The organism is Tenacibaculum sp. Cn5-46 (genome assembly GCF_022347705.1).
GTDB classification, from domain to species: Bacteria; Bacteroidota; Bacteroidia; order Flavobacteriales; family Flavobacteriaceae; genus Polaribacter; species Polaribacter aiptasiae.
The window spans coordinates 22,869-39,971 of the sequence record NZ_JAKRGD010000008.1; the positions used below are offsets into that span (position 1 = coordinate 22,869).

The 17,103-nt window shown below is 29.9% G+C and carries 14 protein-coding genes; 9 read left to right on the forward strand and 5 right to left on the reverse strand.

Going from position 1 to position 17,103, the window contains the following annotated elements; all coding sequences use genetic code 11:
* Positions 1-16: 16 nt before the first annotated feature.
* Positions 17-1,915, reverse strand: a complete 1,899-nt coding sequence (locus MHN29_RS15700; protein ID WP_235275480.1) for an amidophosphoribosyltransferase — start codon at positions 1,913-1,915, stop codon at positions 17-19.
* Positions 1,916-2,004: 89 nt separating this feature from the next.
* Complete coding sequence (locus MHN29_RS15705; RefSeq protein WP_235275481.1) at positions 2,005-2,931, reverse strand: PfkB family carbohydrate kinase; 927 nt, start codon at positions 2,929-2,931, stop codon at positions 2,005-2,007.
* 74 nt (positions 2,932-3,005) lie between these two features.
* Here MHN29_RS15705 and MHN29_RS15710 point away from each other — a divergent pair, with 74 nt between their 5' ends.
* Genes MHN29_RS15710 through MHN29_RS15720 form a run of 3 tightly spaced genes read left to right on the forward strand, consistent with a single transcriptional unit; the run spans position 3,006 to position 4,275 of the window.
* Entirely contained in the window at positions 3,006-3,431 is a 426-nt protein-coding gene (locus tag MHN29_RS15710; RefSeq protein ID WP_235275482.1) for a SufE family protein, read from the forward strand.
* A gap of 10 nt (positions 3,432-3,441) precedes the next feature.
* Positions 3,442-3,762: a DUF59 domain-containing protein gene (locus MHN29_RS15715; protein WP_150900180.1), complete on the forward strand. Its 321-nt coding sequence runs from the start codon at positions 3,442-3,444 to the stop codon at positions 3,760-3,762.
* Between the two features lie 3 nt (positions 3,763-3,765).
* A complete protein-coding gene (locus MHN29_RS15720; RefSeq protein ID WP_235275483.1) occupies positions 3,766-4,275 on the forward strand; it encodes a DUF2480 family protein in 510 nt (169 codons plus the stop codon).
* A gap of 110 nt (positions 4,276-4,385) precedes the next feature.
* Here MHN29_RS15720 and MHN29_RS15725 read toward each other — a convergent pair whose 3' ends face one another.
* Positions 4,386-5,909, reverse strand: coding sequence for a hypothetical protein (locus MHN29_RS15725; protein WP_235275484.1), 1,524 nt, complete (start codon positions 5,907-5,909; stop codon positions 4,386-4,388).
* 249 nt (positions 5,910-6,158) lie between these two features.
* Here MHN29_RS15725 and MHN29_RS15730 point away from each other — a divergent pair, with 249 nt between their 5' ends.
* The 6 genes from MHN29_RS15730 to MHN29_RS15755 all read left to right on the forward strand — a co-directional run bounded on the left by MHN29_RS15730 (position 6,159) and on the right by MHN29_RS15755 (position 13,202).
* On the forward strand, positions 6,159-6,668 hold the full coding sequence (locus MHN29_RS15730; RefSeq protein ID WP_150900183.1) for an RNA polymerase sigma factor: 510 nt from the start codon (positions 6,159-6,161) through the stop codon (positions 6,666-6,668).
* Position 6,669: 1 nt separating this feature from the next.
* Entirely contained in the window at positions 6,670-7,599 is a 930-nt protein-coding gene (locus tag MHN29_RS15735; protein ID WP_235275485.1) for a FecR family protein, read from the forward strand.
* A gap of 6 nt (positions 7,600-7,605) precedes the next feature.
* Positions 7,606-10,167 (forward strand): carboxypeptidase-like regulatory domain-containing protein, encoded by a 2,562-nt coding sequence (locus MHN29_RS15740; RefSeq protein ID WP_235275486.1) that lies wholly within the window; start codon positions 7,606-7,608, stop codon positions 10,165-10,167.
* 106 nt (positions 10,168-10,273) lie between these two features.
* The gene (locus MHN29_RS15745; protein WP_235275487.1) at positions 10,274-11,122 is read left to right on the forward strand and encodes a DUF3078 domain-containing protein; all 849 of its coding nucleotides are present in this window, start codon (positions 10,274-10,276) and stop codon (positions 11,120-11,122) included.
* Positions 11,123-11,202: 80 nt separating this feature from the next.
* Entirely contained in the window at positions 11,203-12,042 is an 840-nt protein-coding gene (locus tag MHN29_RS15750) for a DUF3078 domain-containing protein (RefSeq protein WP_235275488.1), read from the forward strand.
* Between the two features lie 89 nt (positions 12,043-12,131).
* Positions 12,132-13,202, forward strand: a complete 1,071-nt coding sequence (locus MHN29_RS15755; protein ID WP_150900188.1) for a CNNM domain-containing protein — start codon at positions 12,132-12,134, stop codon at positions 13,200-13,202.
* A 69-nt stretch (positions 13,203-13,271) separates the two neighbouring features.
* Here MHN29_RS15755 and MHN29_RS15760 read toward each other — a convergent pair whose 3' ends face one another.
* Both MHN29_RS15760 and MHN29_RS15765 read right to left on the reverse strand, forming a co-directional pair.
* Complete coding sequence (locus MHN29_RS15760; protein WP_235275489.1) at positions 13,272-16,085, reverse strand: carboxypeptidase-like regulatory domain-containing protein; 2,814 nt, start codon at positions 16,083-16,085, stop codon at positions 13,272-13,274.
* A gap of 54 nt (positions 16,086-16,139) precedes the next feature.
* Complete coding sequence (locus tag MHN29_RS15765) at positions 16,140-16,862, reverse strand: energy transducer TonB (protein WP_235275490.1); 723 nt, start codon at positions 16,860-16,862, stop codon at positions 16,140-16,142.
* Positions 16,863-17,103: the final 241 nt, after the last annotated feature.

The following is a 17,103-nucleotide window of genomic DNA, read 5'->3' on the forward strand; positions in this document are numbered from 1 at the left end:
TATCTGAACAAAAGCATTAGTATGCCCTTTTATCATTTCCTTCATAAAAATTAATAAACGCTTGGTTTACTACTCTATGACCTCCATCTGTTGGATAATCTCCTGTAAAATACCAATCACCTAAATTATCTGGACACGCTTTATGTAATCCACTTACTGGCTGGAAAATAACTTCAATATCTGCAGTAATTCCATCTGTTTTTAACATCTGAGCTATTTTAGCAGAAATCTCTTCATCAGTAAAAGGTGCATAAATTTCTTTTACAAAGTTTATCACATCCTTATCCTCGCTATTTTCTTGTTGCTTACATTTTTTATAAACTTCTTCTACTATCGAATATTGATCTGTTTCTTTTAACAATTCTAAAGCTGCCTTGAAAGCAATAAAATCATTAATTTTTGCCATATCAATTCCATAACAATCAGGATATCGAATTTGTGGTGCTGATGATACTACTACTATTTTCTTAGGATTTAACCTGTCTAATATTTTAATAATACTTTTCTTTAAAGTAGTACCTCTTACAATACTATCGTCAATAATTACTAAATTATCTGTTGGTTTTACTACCCCATAAGTAACATCATACACATGAGCCACTAAGTCATCTCTACTACTATCATCTGTAATAAACGTTCTTAGTTTAGCATCTTTAATTGCTATTTTTTCAAAACGTGGTCTTTTTGATAATATCTCAACTACCTTTTCTTTTGACAACTTACCATTCCCTGCTAATATCGTGGCTGTTTTTTGTTGATTCAATACATCCTCCGCTGCTTCCATCATTCCAAAAAATGAGGTTTCTGCTGTATTCGGTATGTATGAAAATACCGTATTCTCTATATCATTATCGATTGACTTTAGAACTTCTGGAAAAACATACTTCCCTAAATTCTTTCTTTCTTCATATATAGAAGCATCACTTCCTCGTGAAAAATAGATACGTTCAAATGAACATGCTTTTTTAACTCGCTGTTCTAAAACTGGTTTCATTGTCGTATTCCCATTCTTCTTAATAATTAATGCATGACCTCTTTCAATCTCTTTTATTGAATTGATATCTACATTAAATACAGTTTGAATCACTGGTCGTTCTGAAGCTACAACTACAACTTCATCATCTTGATAATAAAATGCTGGTCGAATTGCTGACGGATCTCTTAACACAAATGCATCTCCATGCCCAAGTAATCCTGCCATTGCATATCCTCCATCCCAGTTTTTTGCTGATCTTTTTAAGATTCTTTGAATATCTAAATGCTCTTCTATATATGGTGAAGCATCTTTTTTATTAAACCCAGCTTCTTTTGCTTTGATATACAAATCAGAAACTTCATCTTCTAAAAAATGACCTATCTTCTCCATTACTGTTACCGTATCAGTAAACTCTTTTGGATGCTGTCCTAAATCAATTAAATCATTTAATAATTGTCTTGAGTTAGTCATATTAAAATTACCCGCAACTATTAAACTTTGATGTTTCCAGTTATTCTGACGTAAAAATGGATGTACACTCTCTATAGAATTGCTTCCAAAAGTTCCATAGCGAACATGACCTAAAAATAAGTTACCTATATATGGTATATTTTCTTCTTGCCATTTAACATCGTCTATTTTATCTGGATTCTCTTCAAATACTCCGTTGATTCTTTTATTAATTTTCCCGAAGATATTTTGAATTGGCTGTGATTTATTAGATCTAATTCTACTAATATACCTTGTTCCAGGCTCTACGTTAAACTTTATACTTGCAAGTCCAGCTCCATCTTGACCACGATTATGTTGCTTTTCCATTAACAAGTACATCTTGTTTACCCCATAAAATGCCGTACCGTATTTATCTTTATAATACTGTAATGGTTTTAACAAACGAACCATTGCAATTCCGCATTCATGTTTAATAGCGTCACTCATTATATTTAAATATATTTTAGTTGTGTTGTTGTCTTGTGTGTTGTTGTTTTTTATATAAAAAAATCCGCACCAAAAGGCGCGGATTGTATTTATGATAATTCTATATCAAACTGAGTCAGCTCTTTAAAAGACTGCAAACGTGTTTGCACTTCTTCTTTTGTTAGCTCTTCCATTCTTTGCGTTCCAAACTTCTCTACACAAAAAGATGCTAAGTTCGAACCGTAAATAATTGCATTTTTCATGTTTTGGAAAGAGATATCTTCTGTTTTTGCTAAATATCCACAGAAACCTCCTGCAAATGTATCTCCTGCTCCTGTTGGGTCAAATACTTCTGCTAATGGTAATGCTGGTGCAAAGAACATTTTTCCTTCGTTGAATAATAAAGCTCCATGCTCTCCTTTCTTTATTACCACATACTTAGGTCCCATTTCATGAATCTTCTTAGCTGCATTTACTAATGAATACTCTCCACTTAACTGACGTGCTTCTTCATCATTAATTGTAATTACATCTACTCTTTTTAATACAGTATGTAAATCTTCTAAAGCTATATCCATCCAAAAGTTCATAGTATCTAATACTACTAATTTTGGTCTTTCATTCATTTGATCTAAAACAGATGCTTGAGTTAATGGATGTAAGTTTCCTAACATTACGATTCCTGCATCTTTAAAATCTTCTGGTACTACTGGTTGAAAATGCTCTAATACATTTAACTCTGTTACTAATGTATCACGAGAGTTCATATCGTTATGGTACTTACCACTCCAAAAGAATGTTTTTCCTTCTTTTATAATCTCTACTCCATCAGTATTAATTCCTTTAGAGTTCATCATATCTATATATGACTGTGGAAAATCTCCTCCTACTACAGATACTACTCCTGTTTTAACTCCAAATTGAGAAGCTGCTAAACCTACAAAAGTTCCAGAACCTCCTAATATTTTATCTGTTTTACCAAAAGGTGTTTCAATAGCATCAAACGCTACAGTACCTACTGCTAATAATTTACTCATTTGTTATTTTTTTACTGTAATTTTGCACTTTTAAATAAAGTGGTCGTAAGACGATGCAAAAATAGTTTTAAAAAATGACTATCAAAGAAATACAAGAAGAAATTATTGACGAGTTTTCAATGTTTGAAGACTGGATGGAGCGTTATGAGTATATTATTGACCTAGGAAAATCATTACCTTTAATTGATAGTGCTTATAAATTAGATGAAAATTTGATTAAAGGATGTCAATCTAAAGTATGGTTACATTCTCAATTAAATAATGATATTATTGAATTTACAGCCGATAGTGATGCTATTTTAACCAAAGGTATTGTAGCCCTACTATTAAGAGTTTTTTCAAATCAAACTCCTCAAGCTATACTAGATGCTAATACTGATTTTATTGACGAAATTGGATTAAAAGAACACTTAAGTCCAACTCGTGCTAATGGTTTGGTTTCTATGGTTAAGCAAATAAAAATGTATGCAATTGCACAACAAAGTAAATTAGCGAATTAAAAATAATAAAATGACAGATACTCAATTAGAAGAATTAGGAGATAAGATAGTACGAGTATTGAAAACAATATTCGATCCTGAGATACCAGTAGACATATATGAATTAGGATTAATTTATGACGTATTCGTTTCTGAAGAAAACGATGCTAAAATTTTAATGACCTTAACTTCACCTAACTGCCCTGTAGCCGAAAGTTTACCTGTAGAGATTGAAGAAAAAGTAAAAACTTTGAAAGAAATTAACAACTGTGAAGTTGAAATTACTTTCGATCCTACTTGGACTCAAGATATGATGAGTGATGAAGCTAAGTTAGAATTAGGAATGCTATAAAATATGGCTGAAGAAATTATAAATAGAGTTGCCAATAGCAAACTTATAACCATTGACCTTGAAGATTTTTATCCTCAAGGAAGGCGTGTTGTTTTTGACATTAAAGATTGGTTATACGAAGGTTTAATTCTTCGTGAAAAAGACTTTAGAGAACAAGTAAAAAATCATAATTGGGAACAATACCAAAACACGTATGTTGCTTTAACTTGTTCTTCTGATGCTATTATTCCTTCTTGGGCCCATTTATTGCTAACTGCGCAATTATCTGAACATACAAACAAAGTTGTTGTTGGTAATTTGGAGTTGTTGGAAACTGTAATTTATCAGGAAATCATCAATTCGTTAGATATTTCGGAATATGAAGGCAAACCTATAATTATTAAAGGATGTGCTAATAAACCTATTCCTCCTTCAGCTTATACTTTATTAATAGAAAAAATTCAGCCAATTGCTAAAACTCTTATGTTTGGTGAGGCTTGTTCTACTGTTCCTTTGTATAAGAAAAAGAGATAATACCTTTTCTTTTCTTTATTTAAAAGAGGCAGATAAAAAATTAAATCCCCAAAGAATTTAAACTCTTTGGGGATTTCTTTTAAACACTCATTAAAATTACTACTCATTCTTTATTTTTCATAAATATAAATATCATCAATAGCAGTCATACCTCCAGCGTGTTTTACAGTAATAGTATAATCTCCTGCTACTAATTCTTTAGCTATAGTTCCATTTAATATTTCCCATGACGATGTTGTTGTTGATTTATTTACATCTAAAGAAATCACTTCTGCTCCTGAAGCTGATTTTAATTCAACTTCTATACTTGTAATATCTCCCCAAGGTTCAATTACCTGACTACTAAATTGTACTCCTAGTTTATTTACTTCAAACGTTTTTGATAACTTAAATGTCTTTGTCGCTTCAGTAGCAAAATAGCCACCTATTTCCCCCATATTAATCCCCATAAAACTAGTATCATTCCCACTATACACTAAGCTATTGTATGCTGGAAAATCTCCTCTTTTCCCTCTACAATATTTATCAATCTTTTCAACAGCGTTCTTTGCATTAGCAAAATCTTCTACATTTTCCTCAAATGTAAAGCCATATAAAACTTTTGAATCGTCTACTTTAATTGTTACCGTATCTGCAACAGCTACATCTTTTTCATTTGTTACTACAATTTTAAACACATATTCTCCTGCTTGTAAATTAGATACTTTAGTATCCTCTTTGTCACTATCAGCAATTGTTACTCCCTTTCCGCTTACTTTTGTCCAAACAATTGATTTAATTTTTTCTCCTTTCGGATTTGTTATTGTACTATTTAAATCAAATGTATTTGTTGGTAAATTAATTGTTGCATCTGTTCCTGCATTTACTTTTATTTCACTAGTACTACTAGTAGTTTTGTCTGTATAAATTTTAATATTGTCCAAGCCAATACCTTTTGGAGCGTGAAATACTATTAATTCATATTCACCAGCTACTATTTTACTTGGAATCTTTGTAGCATATTTCGACCAAGTATATCCTTTTTCAGATGGTGTTAAGTTGATCGATTCTTTTGTTTTCTTTGAACGTAAGAAAATATTAATTGCTGGAAAAATATAACTTGTATTTACATCTTGTCCATAATAATCATAAGAAATCGACAATTCATTTACATTAAAATCTTTTGCAAAATTCAAGGTTCTTTTTGTTGAATACAAAGCAACACATGAGGCTTCTCCATCTGTATTACTCCAACCCCCACCTGACTTTATTGCATTATTAAATAACCTTCCCATAAAATAAGTGTCATTTCCCTCAAAGTTTATTGGTGCTTTGGTTGGAAAATCTTCTTTTTTACCTCTCGCTAGATTACACTTATAAGTAGTTTCAGAAATATTTCGAATAGGTGTTTCCTTATCTGAAGACTTATTTTCTAAAACTCCTACAAAACCTTCATTGTCATCTTCAAAATCGAAGTCAAATAAAATAACTGAGCTACTTGTTGGTGGTGTTGTAGACACAACTGTAATTGTTTTAACTGAAGGAATGCTTCCTACTACAGTCAAATTATCTATTCCTTGTTGTTCTATTGTAGTTTCACTACACGATGTTAAAAAAGCCGCTGTTAATGCTACTATTGATAGTATTCTTTTCATTTTTAAATATATTAAGGGTGTTCTAATGCTTAATCGCATCTATTATTTGACTGTGAAACGAAACATGAATAAAAAACCCTACTTTTTATTTTGAATTCTTTTTTGAGAAACATCAACCCTTAGAAAAACCACTCATAAAACCACATAAGACTATTAATTATCTTTGATGAAAATATTTTACAAAAAGAAGTTATTTTTTAGTAGGGTATTTTAGTAGTTAATCGTTATACGTCAAACAAAAAGTATTTTATGAAGGATGTAAACTCTGTTTGTGCTCCCGTAACCTATAAAAAATTATACGATTCATATGCTGATGGATTATATGGTTTTATGATATATAAATGTGGTGATAGTGCAAAAGCTCAAGACTTTGTTCAAGAAGCTTTTGTTAAATTATGGACTAACTGTTCTAAGGTCATCTTTGAAAAGGCTAAGTCTTATTTATTTACTGTTGCTAATAATTTATTTCTTGATGATTATGCACATCAAAAAGTAGTTTTAGCGCACAAAAAGCTAGATGTAAAGAGTACTACCAATGAAACTCCTGAATATTTATTAGAAGAACAAGAATTCTTAAAAAAACTTCAAAAAGCAATTAGTGATTTGCCTGATAAACAACGTGAGGTTTTTTTAATGAATAGAATTGATAAGAAAAAATATAGAGAAATAGCCGAAGAACTAGAAATATCAGTAAAAGCTGTAGAAAAAAGAATGACTTTGGCTTTAAAAACATTACGAACTCAAATAAAAGGCATATAATATGGATCCAATAGAAAAATCAGATACTTTATTAGCAAAATGGCTTTCTAGAGAAATATCTCAAAAAGAACTAGCTGCCTTTGAAAAAACAGAAGATTTTCATTTGTTTAAAAGAATTTCAGAAGAATCACAAAATTTTGAAAGACCCGTTTTAAACAAAGAAGATGTATACTTAAAAATATTAGAGGATATTGAACGTAAAAAAGCTGCAAATAAAACAACTGTCCGACGTTTATTTCCTAAAAAAATTCTTGCTGTAGCTGCCTCTTTAGCCTTACTTATTAGTTTCTTTTATTTCAATTTTCAAAATGTAGAATCCTCAACTGGATATGGAGAACAATTGGAAATTAATTTACCAGATAATTCAACGGTAATATTAAACGCTCAATCTACTATTGCTTACAATAAAAAAGATTGGAAAACTAATCGATTATTAAAATTAGAAGGAGAAGCTTTTTTTAAGGTTCAAAAAGGCAGCACTTTTACAGTAGAAACCAATGAAGGTAACATTACTGTTTTGGGTACACAATTTAACGTTTTAGAAGATACAGACTTCTTAAAAGTTGAATGCTATGAAGGTAAGGTTAAAGTAGAATCGGAAGGAGAAGTTATATTCTTAACTAAAGGTAAAACATTTACAAAACTAAAAAGTGATATAAAAACAGGTGATAAAAAAGTAACAGAAAATCCTAATTGGATAAATGGCGAAAGCAGTTTTACTAGTGTACCTTTAAAAATTGTTTTAAAATCACTTGAAAATCAATACAACATAAAATTTAAAGGAAATACAGTTAAAACAAATGATAAATTATTTACAGGTAGCTTTATTCATTCAGATTTAAATTTGGCTTTAGATGCTGTTTTCATTCCTATGAATATAGACTATACCATTTCAAACAAAAGCAACTTAATTGAATTGACTGAAAAATAGTTTTATATGAAGAAACTGATATGTTTCGTATTGCTGAGTTTATCCTTATCTGTATTTACTCAAAACAAAACGACTCGATTGAGACATTTAAAAGATGTTTTAATCGAGTTAAGTGATTTATACAATGTTAAATTTTCTTTTTCAGATGAAACTGTTAATAACCAAAAGGTTCCTTTTAAATCTGAAAAAGACAAAGACATAAGCTCTATCATTAAAGATTTAGAAAAATATTCTAAACTTAATTTTAAAAAAATATCTAAAAATAGGTATGCTATTTCAAGACTTAAGAATAGAATAAACATTTGTGGAAATCTCTTTTCTAAGCATAATAAAGAACCTTTAATTGGTGCTACTATAACTTTAAAAAATAAGAACATAGGTACTCAAACCAATATTGATGGTTATTTTGAGCTAAGAAATCTATATATCACTGATACCATAAACATTTCCTTTGTCGGATTTAAATCAAAAAAAAGAGCTGTTGCTAATTTTTCTAAAGAAAACTGTTTTTCTTTATCTTTAGAAGAAGAAAATGCAGTATTAAATGAAATAGTCATAACTAATTATTTAACTAATGGATTATCTAAAACCATTGATGGTGCTATAGTTTTTAAACCTAAAAACCAAGACATTATTCCTGGTTTAACTGAACCAGATGTTTTTTATACAGTTCAACAATTACCTGGAATTGTAAACGTTGATGAAACTGCAACTGGAATGCACATTCGTGGTGGTACTCCGGATCAGAACTTAATATTATTCAATCAAATAAAACTATTTACAGCTTCGCATTTCTTTGGAGCCATATCTGCCTTGAACCCTGAAACTATAGATAAGGTTGAAGTATATAGAGGCGCTTCTAAAGCCAAATACGGTAATCATATTGGAGGTGTTATTAACGTTGAAACTGGTAACGACATCCCATCAAAAATTAAAGGTTCTGTAGGAATGAACTTTACACATGCTGATGCTAATGTTAGTCTACCTATTTCTCCCAAATTAAGCATATCAGTTTCTGGAAGACGTTCAATTACTGATGTATTGAATACTCCCACATACAGACAATTATCTCAAAAAGCTTTTCAACACACTACCATATCTAAAGATAAAAAATTGGTTGAAGAGATAAATGCTAAAATTAACACCGATTTTTTCTTTCAAGATTTTAACACTAAAATAATTTATAACCCAACTAAACAAGATAAAATATCACTCAGTCAAATTAGCATTAAAAATTCATTGGACCACTCTTTTTTCTCTTCCGATTTTAATGATCAAAGAAGTGATGATTTATTAATAAAAAATGATGGTTATAATATAGGATGGGATAAACAATGGAATTCAAAAATCAGTAGTAAAACTACTATTAGTTATTCTGATTATAATTTAAAATATAGAAACAATAAAGAAAAAGATAACGCATCGTATGCTTTTACGACAAAAAATAATCATGTTAAAAACCTAGACATTAGTACTAGTTTTGACTATAAAATAAATACGAGCTCTAGAGTTAGTATGGGATATCAATATGCTTATAATGATGTTTACTTTCTTTTAAGTAAAAAAAATGATCTTCTTTTTGTAGAAAAATCTTCAACTCAAAGTGACATCAACCAATCACATTCTTTTTTTACTGAGTACTTGTACAACAAAAACAAAAACATCACAGTGAGCTTAGGAGCAAGAGCAAATCACTTTTCTTTATTAAACAAAACCACTTTTGAACCTAGAATATACAGTCAAATACAAGTTTTACCTAAATTTTGGCTGAGTAGTTCTTTTGAAATAAAACAACAAAATATTAGTCGAATAGTTGAATTTTATACTACCGATTTTGGTTTGGAAAATCAATTATGGGCACTATCTAATCAAAAAGACATTCCTTTATTAGAAAGTCAACAAATCACTATTGGAGCTTTATTCAAAAGAAACAATTGGCTAATTGATTTAGATGTTTATAAGCGAGAAATAAAAGGAATTACCTCTTTAACTAGTGGCTTTGATTCTTTTACAAGAGATATTTTAACAGGTAAATCGAAAACACTTGGTTTAGACTTTTTAATAAAGAAGAACTGGAAAAATTATAATACTTGGTTAAGTTATCATACAGGAAAAACTACTTTTCTCATCAATGACTTTAATGAAAACAAAGAGTTTACTGGCAATTTTGATGTTACGCACTCCTTTTATTTAGCTAACAATTTTAAATATAAAGAATATAATTTTTCATTAGGTTATACTTATAGAATAGGAATTCCATTCACTTCTAATAATGGTTTAGCTAATAATTACTTTATTGAAAGAAACGGCATTAATGATAGTAGGCTTCCTAATTTTTCTAGATTAGATTTTTCAGCGGGATATGATTTTTATATGAATAAAAAGAAAACCGTAAAAGGAAGATTCAATATCTCATTATTGAACATTTTAAATAAAAAAAACATTCTTAAAAGAACCTATGATATTGTTAAAGAAAATAAAAATGGTTTTGATGAAGGAAAACTAATAGAACAAAATACAGAATCTTTAGGTTTTACCCCAAACGTAAGTTTTAGGTTAAGTTTTTAAAAACATAAACTTGTAATTTATTTATTTCGTAAAGTATAAATATATTTGCTGATTTTTTTAATGTTAGTCTAACTAATTAATAGACAATAGTTTTAAAATATAATCGATGCAAAAGTTATTTTTAATACTTTTTATAAGTGTTGCTAGTATAATGTATTCGCAACAAAAAAAAGATAGCATTCCTAAAAAATGGACCGTATTAGGTAAATCTACTTTTTTATTCAACCAATCTTCCTTTTCAAATTGGACAGCAGGAGGTAATAATACTATTGCTGGAAATATTAGTTTGAATTATGATTTTAACTATAAAAAAGGAAACTGGAACTGGGATAATAAAATTATTAGTGCCTATGGTATTAGCCATATAAGTGGTTCTGGATTACAAAAAACTGACGATCGTTTTGAATACAATTCATTACTTGGTTTAAAAGCTAAAAAATACTGGTTCTTTTCTTTCTTTAGTAATTTTAAAACTCAATACACTAAAGGATATAATTATAAAACAGACCCTAAAGTATTGGTGTCTGATTTTTTTGCCCCTGCTTATTGGAGTTTTGGACCCGGTATGCTATGGAAAAAATCCGATAATGCAAGAATAAATATAGCACCAGCAACTTCTCGTTTTACTTTTGTTTCCGATCAGTTCTCTGGAAAATATGGTGTAAAGGAAAATAGAAACACAAGTTTCAGTTTAGGTTTCAATTTATCTGCTTACTTCAAATATGCTATAATGAAAGATGTTATTATGGAAAATATAGTATCCATCTATTCTGATTATTTACAAAAACCTCAAAATATTGATATTGATTATCAATTGAACTTCTTTGTGAAAATAAACAAGTATCTTTCTACTAATGTTGGATTTCATGCTATAATTGATGATGACGCTTCTAGTAAAATTCAATTCAAAGAAGTATTTGGTTTAGGACTGAATTATATCTTTCATAAAAAGTGACTTTTAATAAATAACTTTGTCTAAAGTAAGGGAAGTGTAATTTTTGCACAAAAAAAGAATTTAAATATAAAAACATACCAATGAAAAAACTATTAGCTATTGCTGTATTATTTGGAGCTTTAACAGTTAATGCACAAGAGGAAAAAAAAGAAGAACCAAAAGAAGGTTGGAAAAAAAGTGGTAACATCTCTTTTTTATTCAATCAGTCTGCATTTAATAACTGGTTAGCTGGAGGAACTAACAATATTTCTGGAACTTTAGGTTTAAATTATGATTTTAACTATGCTAAAGGCGATTGGACTTGGGATAATAAAATAATTGCTTCGTATGGTTTAACTAAATTAAGAGGTCAAGATTTACAAAAAACTGATGATCGTTTTGAGTTAAACTCTTTAGTAGGTAAAAAAGCTTCAGGATATTGGTACTATTCTGCTTTTTTCAACTTTAAAACACAAATGTCTTCTACATTTGCAAATGGAGTTCAAACTTCACATTTTTTCTCACCTGCCTATTTCCAATTTGGACCAGGTATGTTATGGAAAAAATCTGATAATTTAAAAGTAAACATAGCTCCTGCTACTTCTAAATTGGTAGTTGTTGATAGCGATTTAACTGTTGCAGGACCTGCGTTTGGTGTTGCTCAAGGTGAATCTACTCGTTATGAATTGGGTGCAGCTGTTAATGCATACTATAAATTTGTTATAATGGAAAACGTTTCTGTTGAGAATATTTTAAACTTATACAGTAACTATTTAGAAGATTTTCAAAACGTAGATATCGATTATACTGTAAATGTAGTTATGAAGGTAAATAAATATCTATCTGCTAACCTTTCTATGCAAGCTATTTATGATGATAATGCATTTAGAGGGTTTCAAACAAGAGAAGTATTTGGTTTAGGTGTTAACTATGGTTTTTAATTAACTCTCACCAACAATAATATAAACAAACCTCAGAGGGAAACCTTTGAGGTTTCTTTTTTCCTTATTTTAGCCAAAAAAAACAAAAAATGACTTTATTAATAGTTTTCGCAACTTTATCTATTCTCTTTTCCTTTTTATGCTCTATTCTAGAAGCGGTATTATTAAGTGTAACTCCTACATTTATCAACTTAAAAAAGAAAGAAGGAAAAGCTTTTGCAACTAAATTAGAAGAAATTAAAAAAGATGTTGACAAACCCTTAATTGCTATTTTAACTCTAAATACCGTTGCGCATACTGTTGGTGCTATATTAGTTGGTACACAAGCTGAAGAAGCTTTTGGAGGTGAAGGTAATGGAGTTTTTTGGGTATCTTTTGTAATGACTATTTTAATTTTAGTTGCCTCTGAAATTATTCCTAAAACCATAGGAGCTACTTACTGGAAAGGTTTAGCTAATTTTACAACAAAAGCATTAAGCTTTTTAATTATATTATTTAAATACACCGGAATCATATGGATACTTCAACTATTCACTAAAATGTTTGGTAAAGGCGGGCATGGTGAAAGCGTTTTAAGTAGAGAAGATTTTTCTGCCATGACTGATATTGCCGAACAAGAAGGTGTTTTTCAAGAAAGCGAAAGTAAGGTTATTAAAAATATGCTAAACTTTAAAGATGTTCAAGCAAAGCATATTATGACCCCTCGTACAGTAATTGTTACTGCTGATGAAAATCAAACCATTCAATCTTTTTTTGAAGACAATAGACTTTTACGTTTTTCGAGAATCCCTGTTTACTCTGAAAACTCTGATAATATTACAGGTTATATTTTAAAAGACCAATTATTACTTGCTATGGTTGAAAATAAAGGAAATGAGCCTTTAAAATCGATTAAAAGAGACATTATCATAGCTAATAGAGAGTTATCTATTCCTAACTTATTTGAAAAGCTAATAGAGCAAAGAGAACACTTAGCTCTTGTTGTTGATGAATATGGTACTGTGAGCGGTTTAGTAACTCAAGAAGATGTTATTGAAACTTTATTAGGATATGAGATAATGGATGAAAGCGACAATGTTGCAGATTTACAAAGTTTAGCTAGAAAAAGTTGGGAACAACGTGCTAAACGTTTAGGAATTATAGAAGATAAAGAAGAATAATATTTATTTCGTAAAATAAAAAGGAGAAGCATTTAGCTTCTCCTTTTTTTATAGTATTAGTTTTAACTTTTAATCGTTAATTGTCCAAGATAAATAATACATAGATCCTATTAAACCAGAACCTGGCGCTACTATATATTCTTTTCCTGTTAAGTTAGTTCCACCTAATTTAAATCTTGATTTTAAAGAAGGTACACTATAGTTAATTTGAGCATCTAAGATAGTTCTTGCATCTACAATACCATCTAAGAATCTAGATTCCCATATAAACTTATCTTGCCAACGTACATTAATATTAAAACCTAAATTCTTTAATATACTTGGGTTTCCAAACTGGAACTTAACTTTATGTTCTGGTGTATTAAACCCTGGCTTAAACTCAACATCAGTACTCTTATCAAAAGTAAATCTAGCCCAGTTATAAGCTAATCCAACATCAAATTTCTTAAAAACTTTAGTTTTTAAACCTAAACCTGCTCCATATGAAGAAACATCAGCATTAGAATTCGTTTTAATTGAAAAACGAGTTAAATCTCTATTATCCCATGCATTTATTAAATCTTGATTTGGCACTCCATTAGCATCGAAACTTCCATAGTGTGCTACAAATGCTACTTTTTCAGTTAAAAAATCCTCATAATCGTTATAATACCCATTTAAATCAATCTCTAATAAATTAGTATCTGTTAAATTAAATACACCACGGTATCCTGCTTCAAAAGACTTTACCTTTTCTGGTTTTACCAAACCATAGTTTGCTTGTACTGGAGCTCCGTTAGCCACTGAAAGAGCAGAAAAAGATCTATTAATAGCATCTCTACCTGTTATTATTGATGTTGCTGACGGTGCATTAGCGCCTCTATTAGCTACTGTAACTGAGTATCTATCTAAATTTTCTCCTGCAGTTCCTAAAATATGTGTTGCTCCACTAAAGAAACCAATATACTGATCTTGTGTTGTTGGATTACGGAAACCTGTTTGAAAAGACCCTCTTAATACATGATCCTTGTTTTCTCCTAAACCATAACTTAACGATACCCTAGGTGAAAAGTTTCCTTTAAAGTTTTCTGACTTATCATAACGAACAGAACCCGTAAACTTTAAACGATTGTCTAAAAACTTTTTCTGTAACTGTGTATAAAAACCAAATTCATCAAATGAAATTCTAGAATTTGAATCAGTATAAATGTTACCTTGAGAGTTTAATTTAAATAATCGGTAACTACCTCCTACTTGTATTTCTCCCCATTCTATTATATCTCTAAAGTTATAGTTAGCATCTGCATGATAAAAAGCTGATTTATCAAAAATCTTTACTCCTGAACTTGCATCAGAAGTTACTTCACTCAATGCTGTATCAAATTCTGGTGTTCCTGGAACTAATCTTCCAGAGTCTGCTTGAGTTCTTGCTGTTAAATGAGCTACTTGTGCATTATTTGCTGGTACTCCTGGAATATTACCTGTAAAAGCAGCTGCATAAGTTCCTATATACTCTGAATACCATTGATTATTTGATTTCCATCTTTCATTTAAGTTAATAGCAGCAAAACGTGTATCGAAAGAATTACCACCATCATTTTCCGAATAATATCCTCTTACAAAATAGTTTTTACCTATTAACTCTAATTTATGTTGTTGTAAAAAGAAGTCTTTTAACGAATATCTATTTACTCCTTGATATATATTATTATCTCCTCTATTGTAACGTGAGTTCCAAACAATTTCTAAATCTTCATTTCCAAAAGGACGGTAGTGTAATGAGGCATCAAACTTTAAGCTATTTGCTTTATAATCTAATAACTCTTTCTCTTTATAACCAGTTCTACTTACATCAACTCCTCCTTGGAATAATGGTGCTAAAGCATTTATAGCTGGATCATTACTTCCTAGAACTAATCTTTCTAAATCTTGAGATACTTCATCTCCATAAACGTTTACTCCATCATAATTTGGATCAGAACCTAAATCACCTGCTATTCTATAACCAGATGTAACTACACCACCAATTCCTGTAGTATTTTGAGTATCATCTGCATGCCAATCTTCTCCTTCAAAATATGTTAAATTAACCTTAGCAGCTAACTTATTTGTAAATGCATATGCCATACGTACACCAACATTATAAAACTCATTATTACCTGCTGCATTTTGACTTGTGATACCAGATTTAATATAAGTACTAATTCCATTATACTCAAACGGGTTCTTACTTTTTGTTAATAAGATACCATTAAATGCATTTGCCCCATAAAGTGCCGATGCTGCTCCTGGTAATATCTCAACGCTTTCTACATCTAATTCAGAAATACCTGCTAAATTTCCTACAGAGAAATTAAAGATTGGTACTGAATTATCAACTCCATCAATTAACTGTACAAAACGAGTATTTTCAAAAGGAGAGAAACCTCTAGTATTTACAGATTTAAATCCGATACTATTTTCGTTTACATCAACCTCTTTTAAATTAGCTAAACCATCGTAAAAAGACAATGCTGTGTTCTTTTTAATATCGTTTAACCCTAAACGTTCAATTGTTACTGGCGATTCTATAATTCTTTCCGGAGCTCTTGACGCTGAAATTACAACTTCGTCTAAAGATATACTCTCTTTAAGAATTATATTTAACTCTTGGTTTGCTTCTGTTACTTCAACTATCTCGGTTTTATAACCAATTGCAGATACTTCTATCGTAAATGGAAAAGTCTCTTGCGCTGTTAAAGAAAAATTACCATCGATGTCTGTACTAGTTCTTTGTTTTGATGTTTTTACATTAGCTCCTGGAAAAGGCTCTAAGTATTCATCATAAACTTTACCACTAATTGTTTGCGCCATTGACACAAGACTACTTAGGGCAAAAAAAACAATAAGTAATTTTTTGTTCATAAATAAGGGTTTTTAATTGTAATATTTAAAAATAAAAATTGGAAGAATTTTTAATTATTCTTCCAGAGAAAATGAAATAGGAAAACCGTATTTTACTGAAGTCTTTTCCCCATTTTTCTTTGCAGGTATAAACCTAGGTAGTTGAGCGACTACTCTTTTAGCCTCATCATTTAAAATCTCTCCTCCTTTTGGTCCTAATGTTTTTACATTTGAAATATTTCCGTTTTTGTCTATTACAAAACGAATCCAAACATCTCCTTGAATTCTCTCTCTAACAGCCTTACCTGGGTAGCGGAAATACTTTTGAATATGCTTTATCATTTCCATATTAAAGCAGTTCATTCTTTCACTCTTTTTTGAGTTTCTACACGATTCAAATAATGGTATTTTATCAACTGTGCTAAATTTAGAAGCTTTTCTCAATTCTTCTGCTGATAAATTATTGGTAATACTTGCTATGTTATTTTTAAGAGCTAATGATTCTTTTAACTCTGAAGAACTGTTTACACTTGAAACTCCTGAAGTATTTAGGTGAGAAGCACTATTAATTGCAGTACGTTTTTTAATATCTTCCCTCTTTTTTAGGTATCTACTTCTAGAAGAGGATACTCTAACCGTAATCTGTCTTGTTTTTTTACTTTTTTTTGACTCTTTAATAGTACATTTTGTTATACTATTTACATCAAAAGAATCCTCTGGTGTTTCACACACTTCTTTTTGGGCTACCAAATTAATAGAAAAAGAAGAAGCTAATATTATAAATAATAACTTTCTCATACTTATGGGATATTAGTGTTATGGTTATTTAACAATTACAATAAACTTAAAGTCGATAAGCTTATCTATAACTTTCACTAAGGCTGTTTTTTAACAGTTTTTTAGGGGGAGGGAATATAATACACCTTAGAGACTGCAAATTTTATACTAAAATTTAATATTTACAATTTTTTAACACAGAAAATACTCGTTTTTATGATTTTTTCATTTAAATGAGTATAAATTTTAATAAAAAATAGAA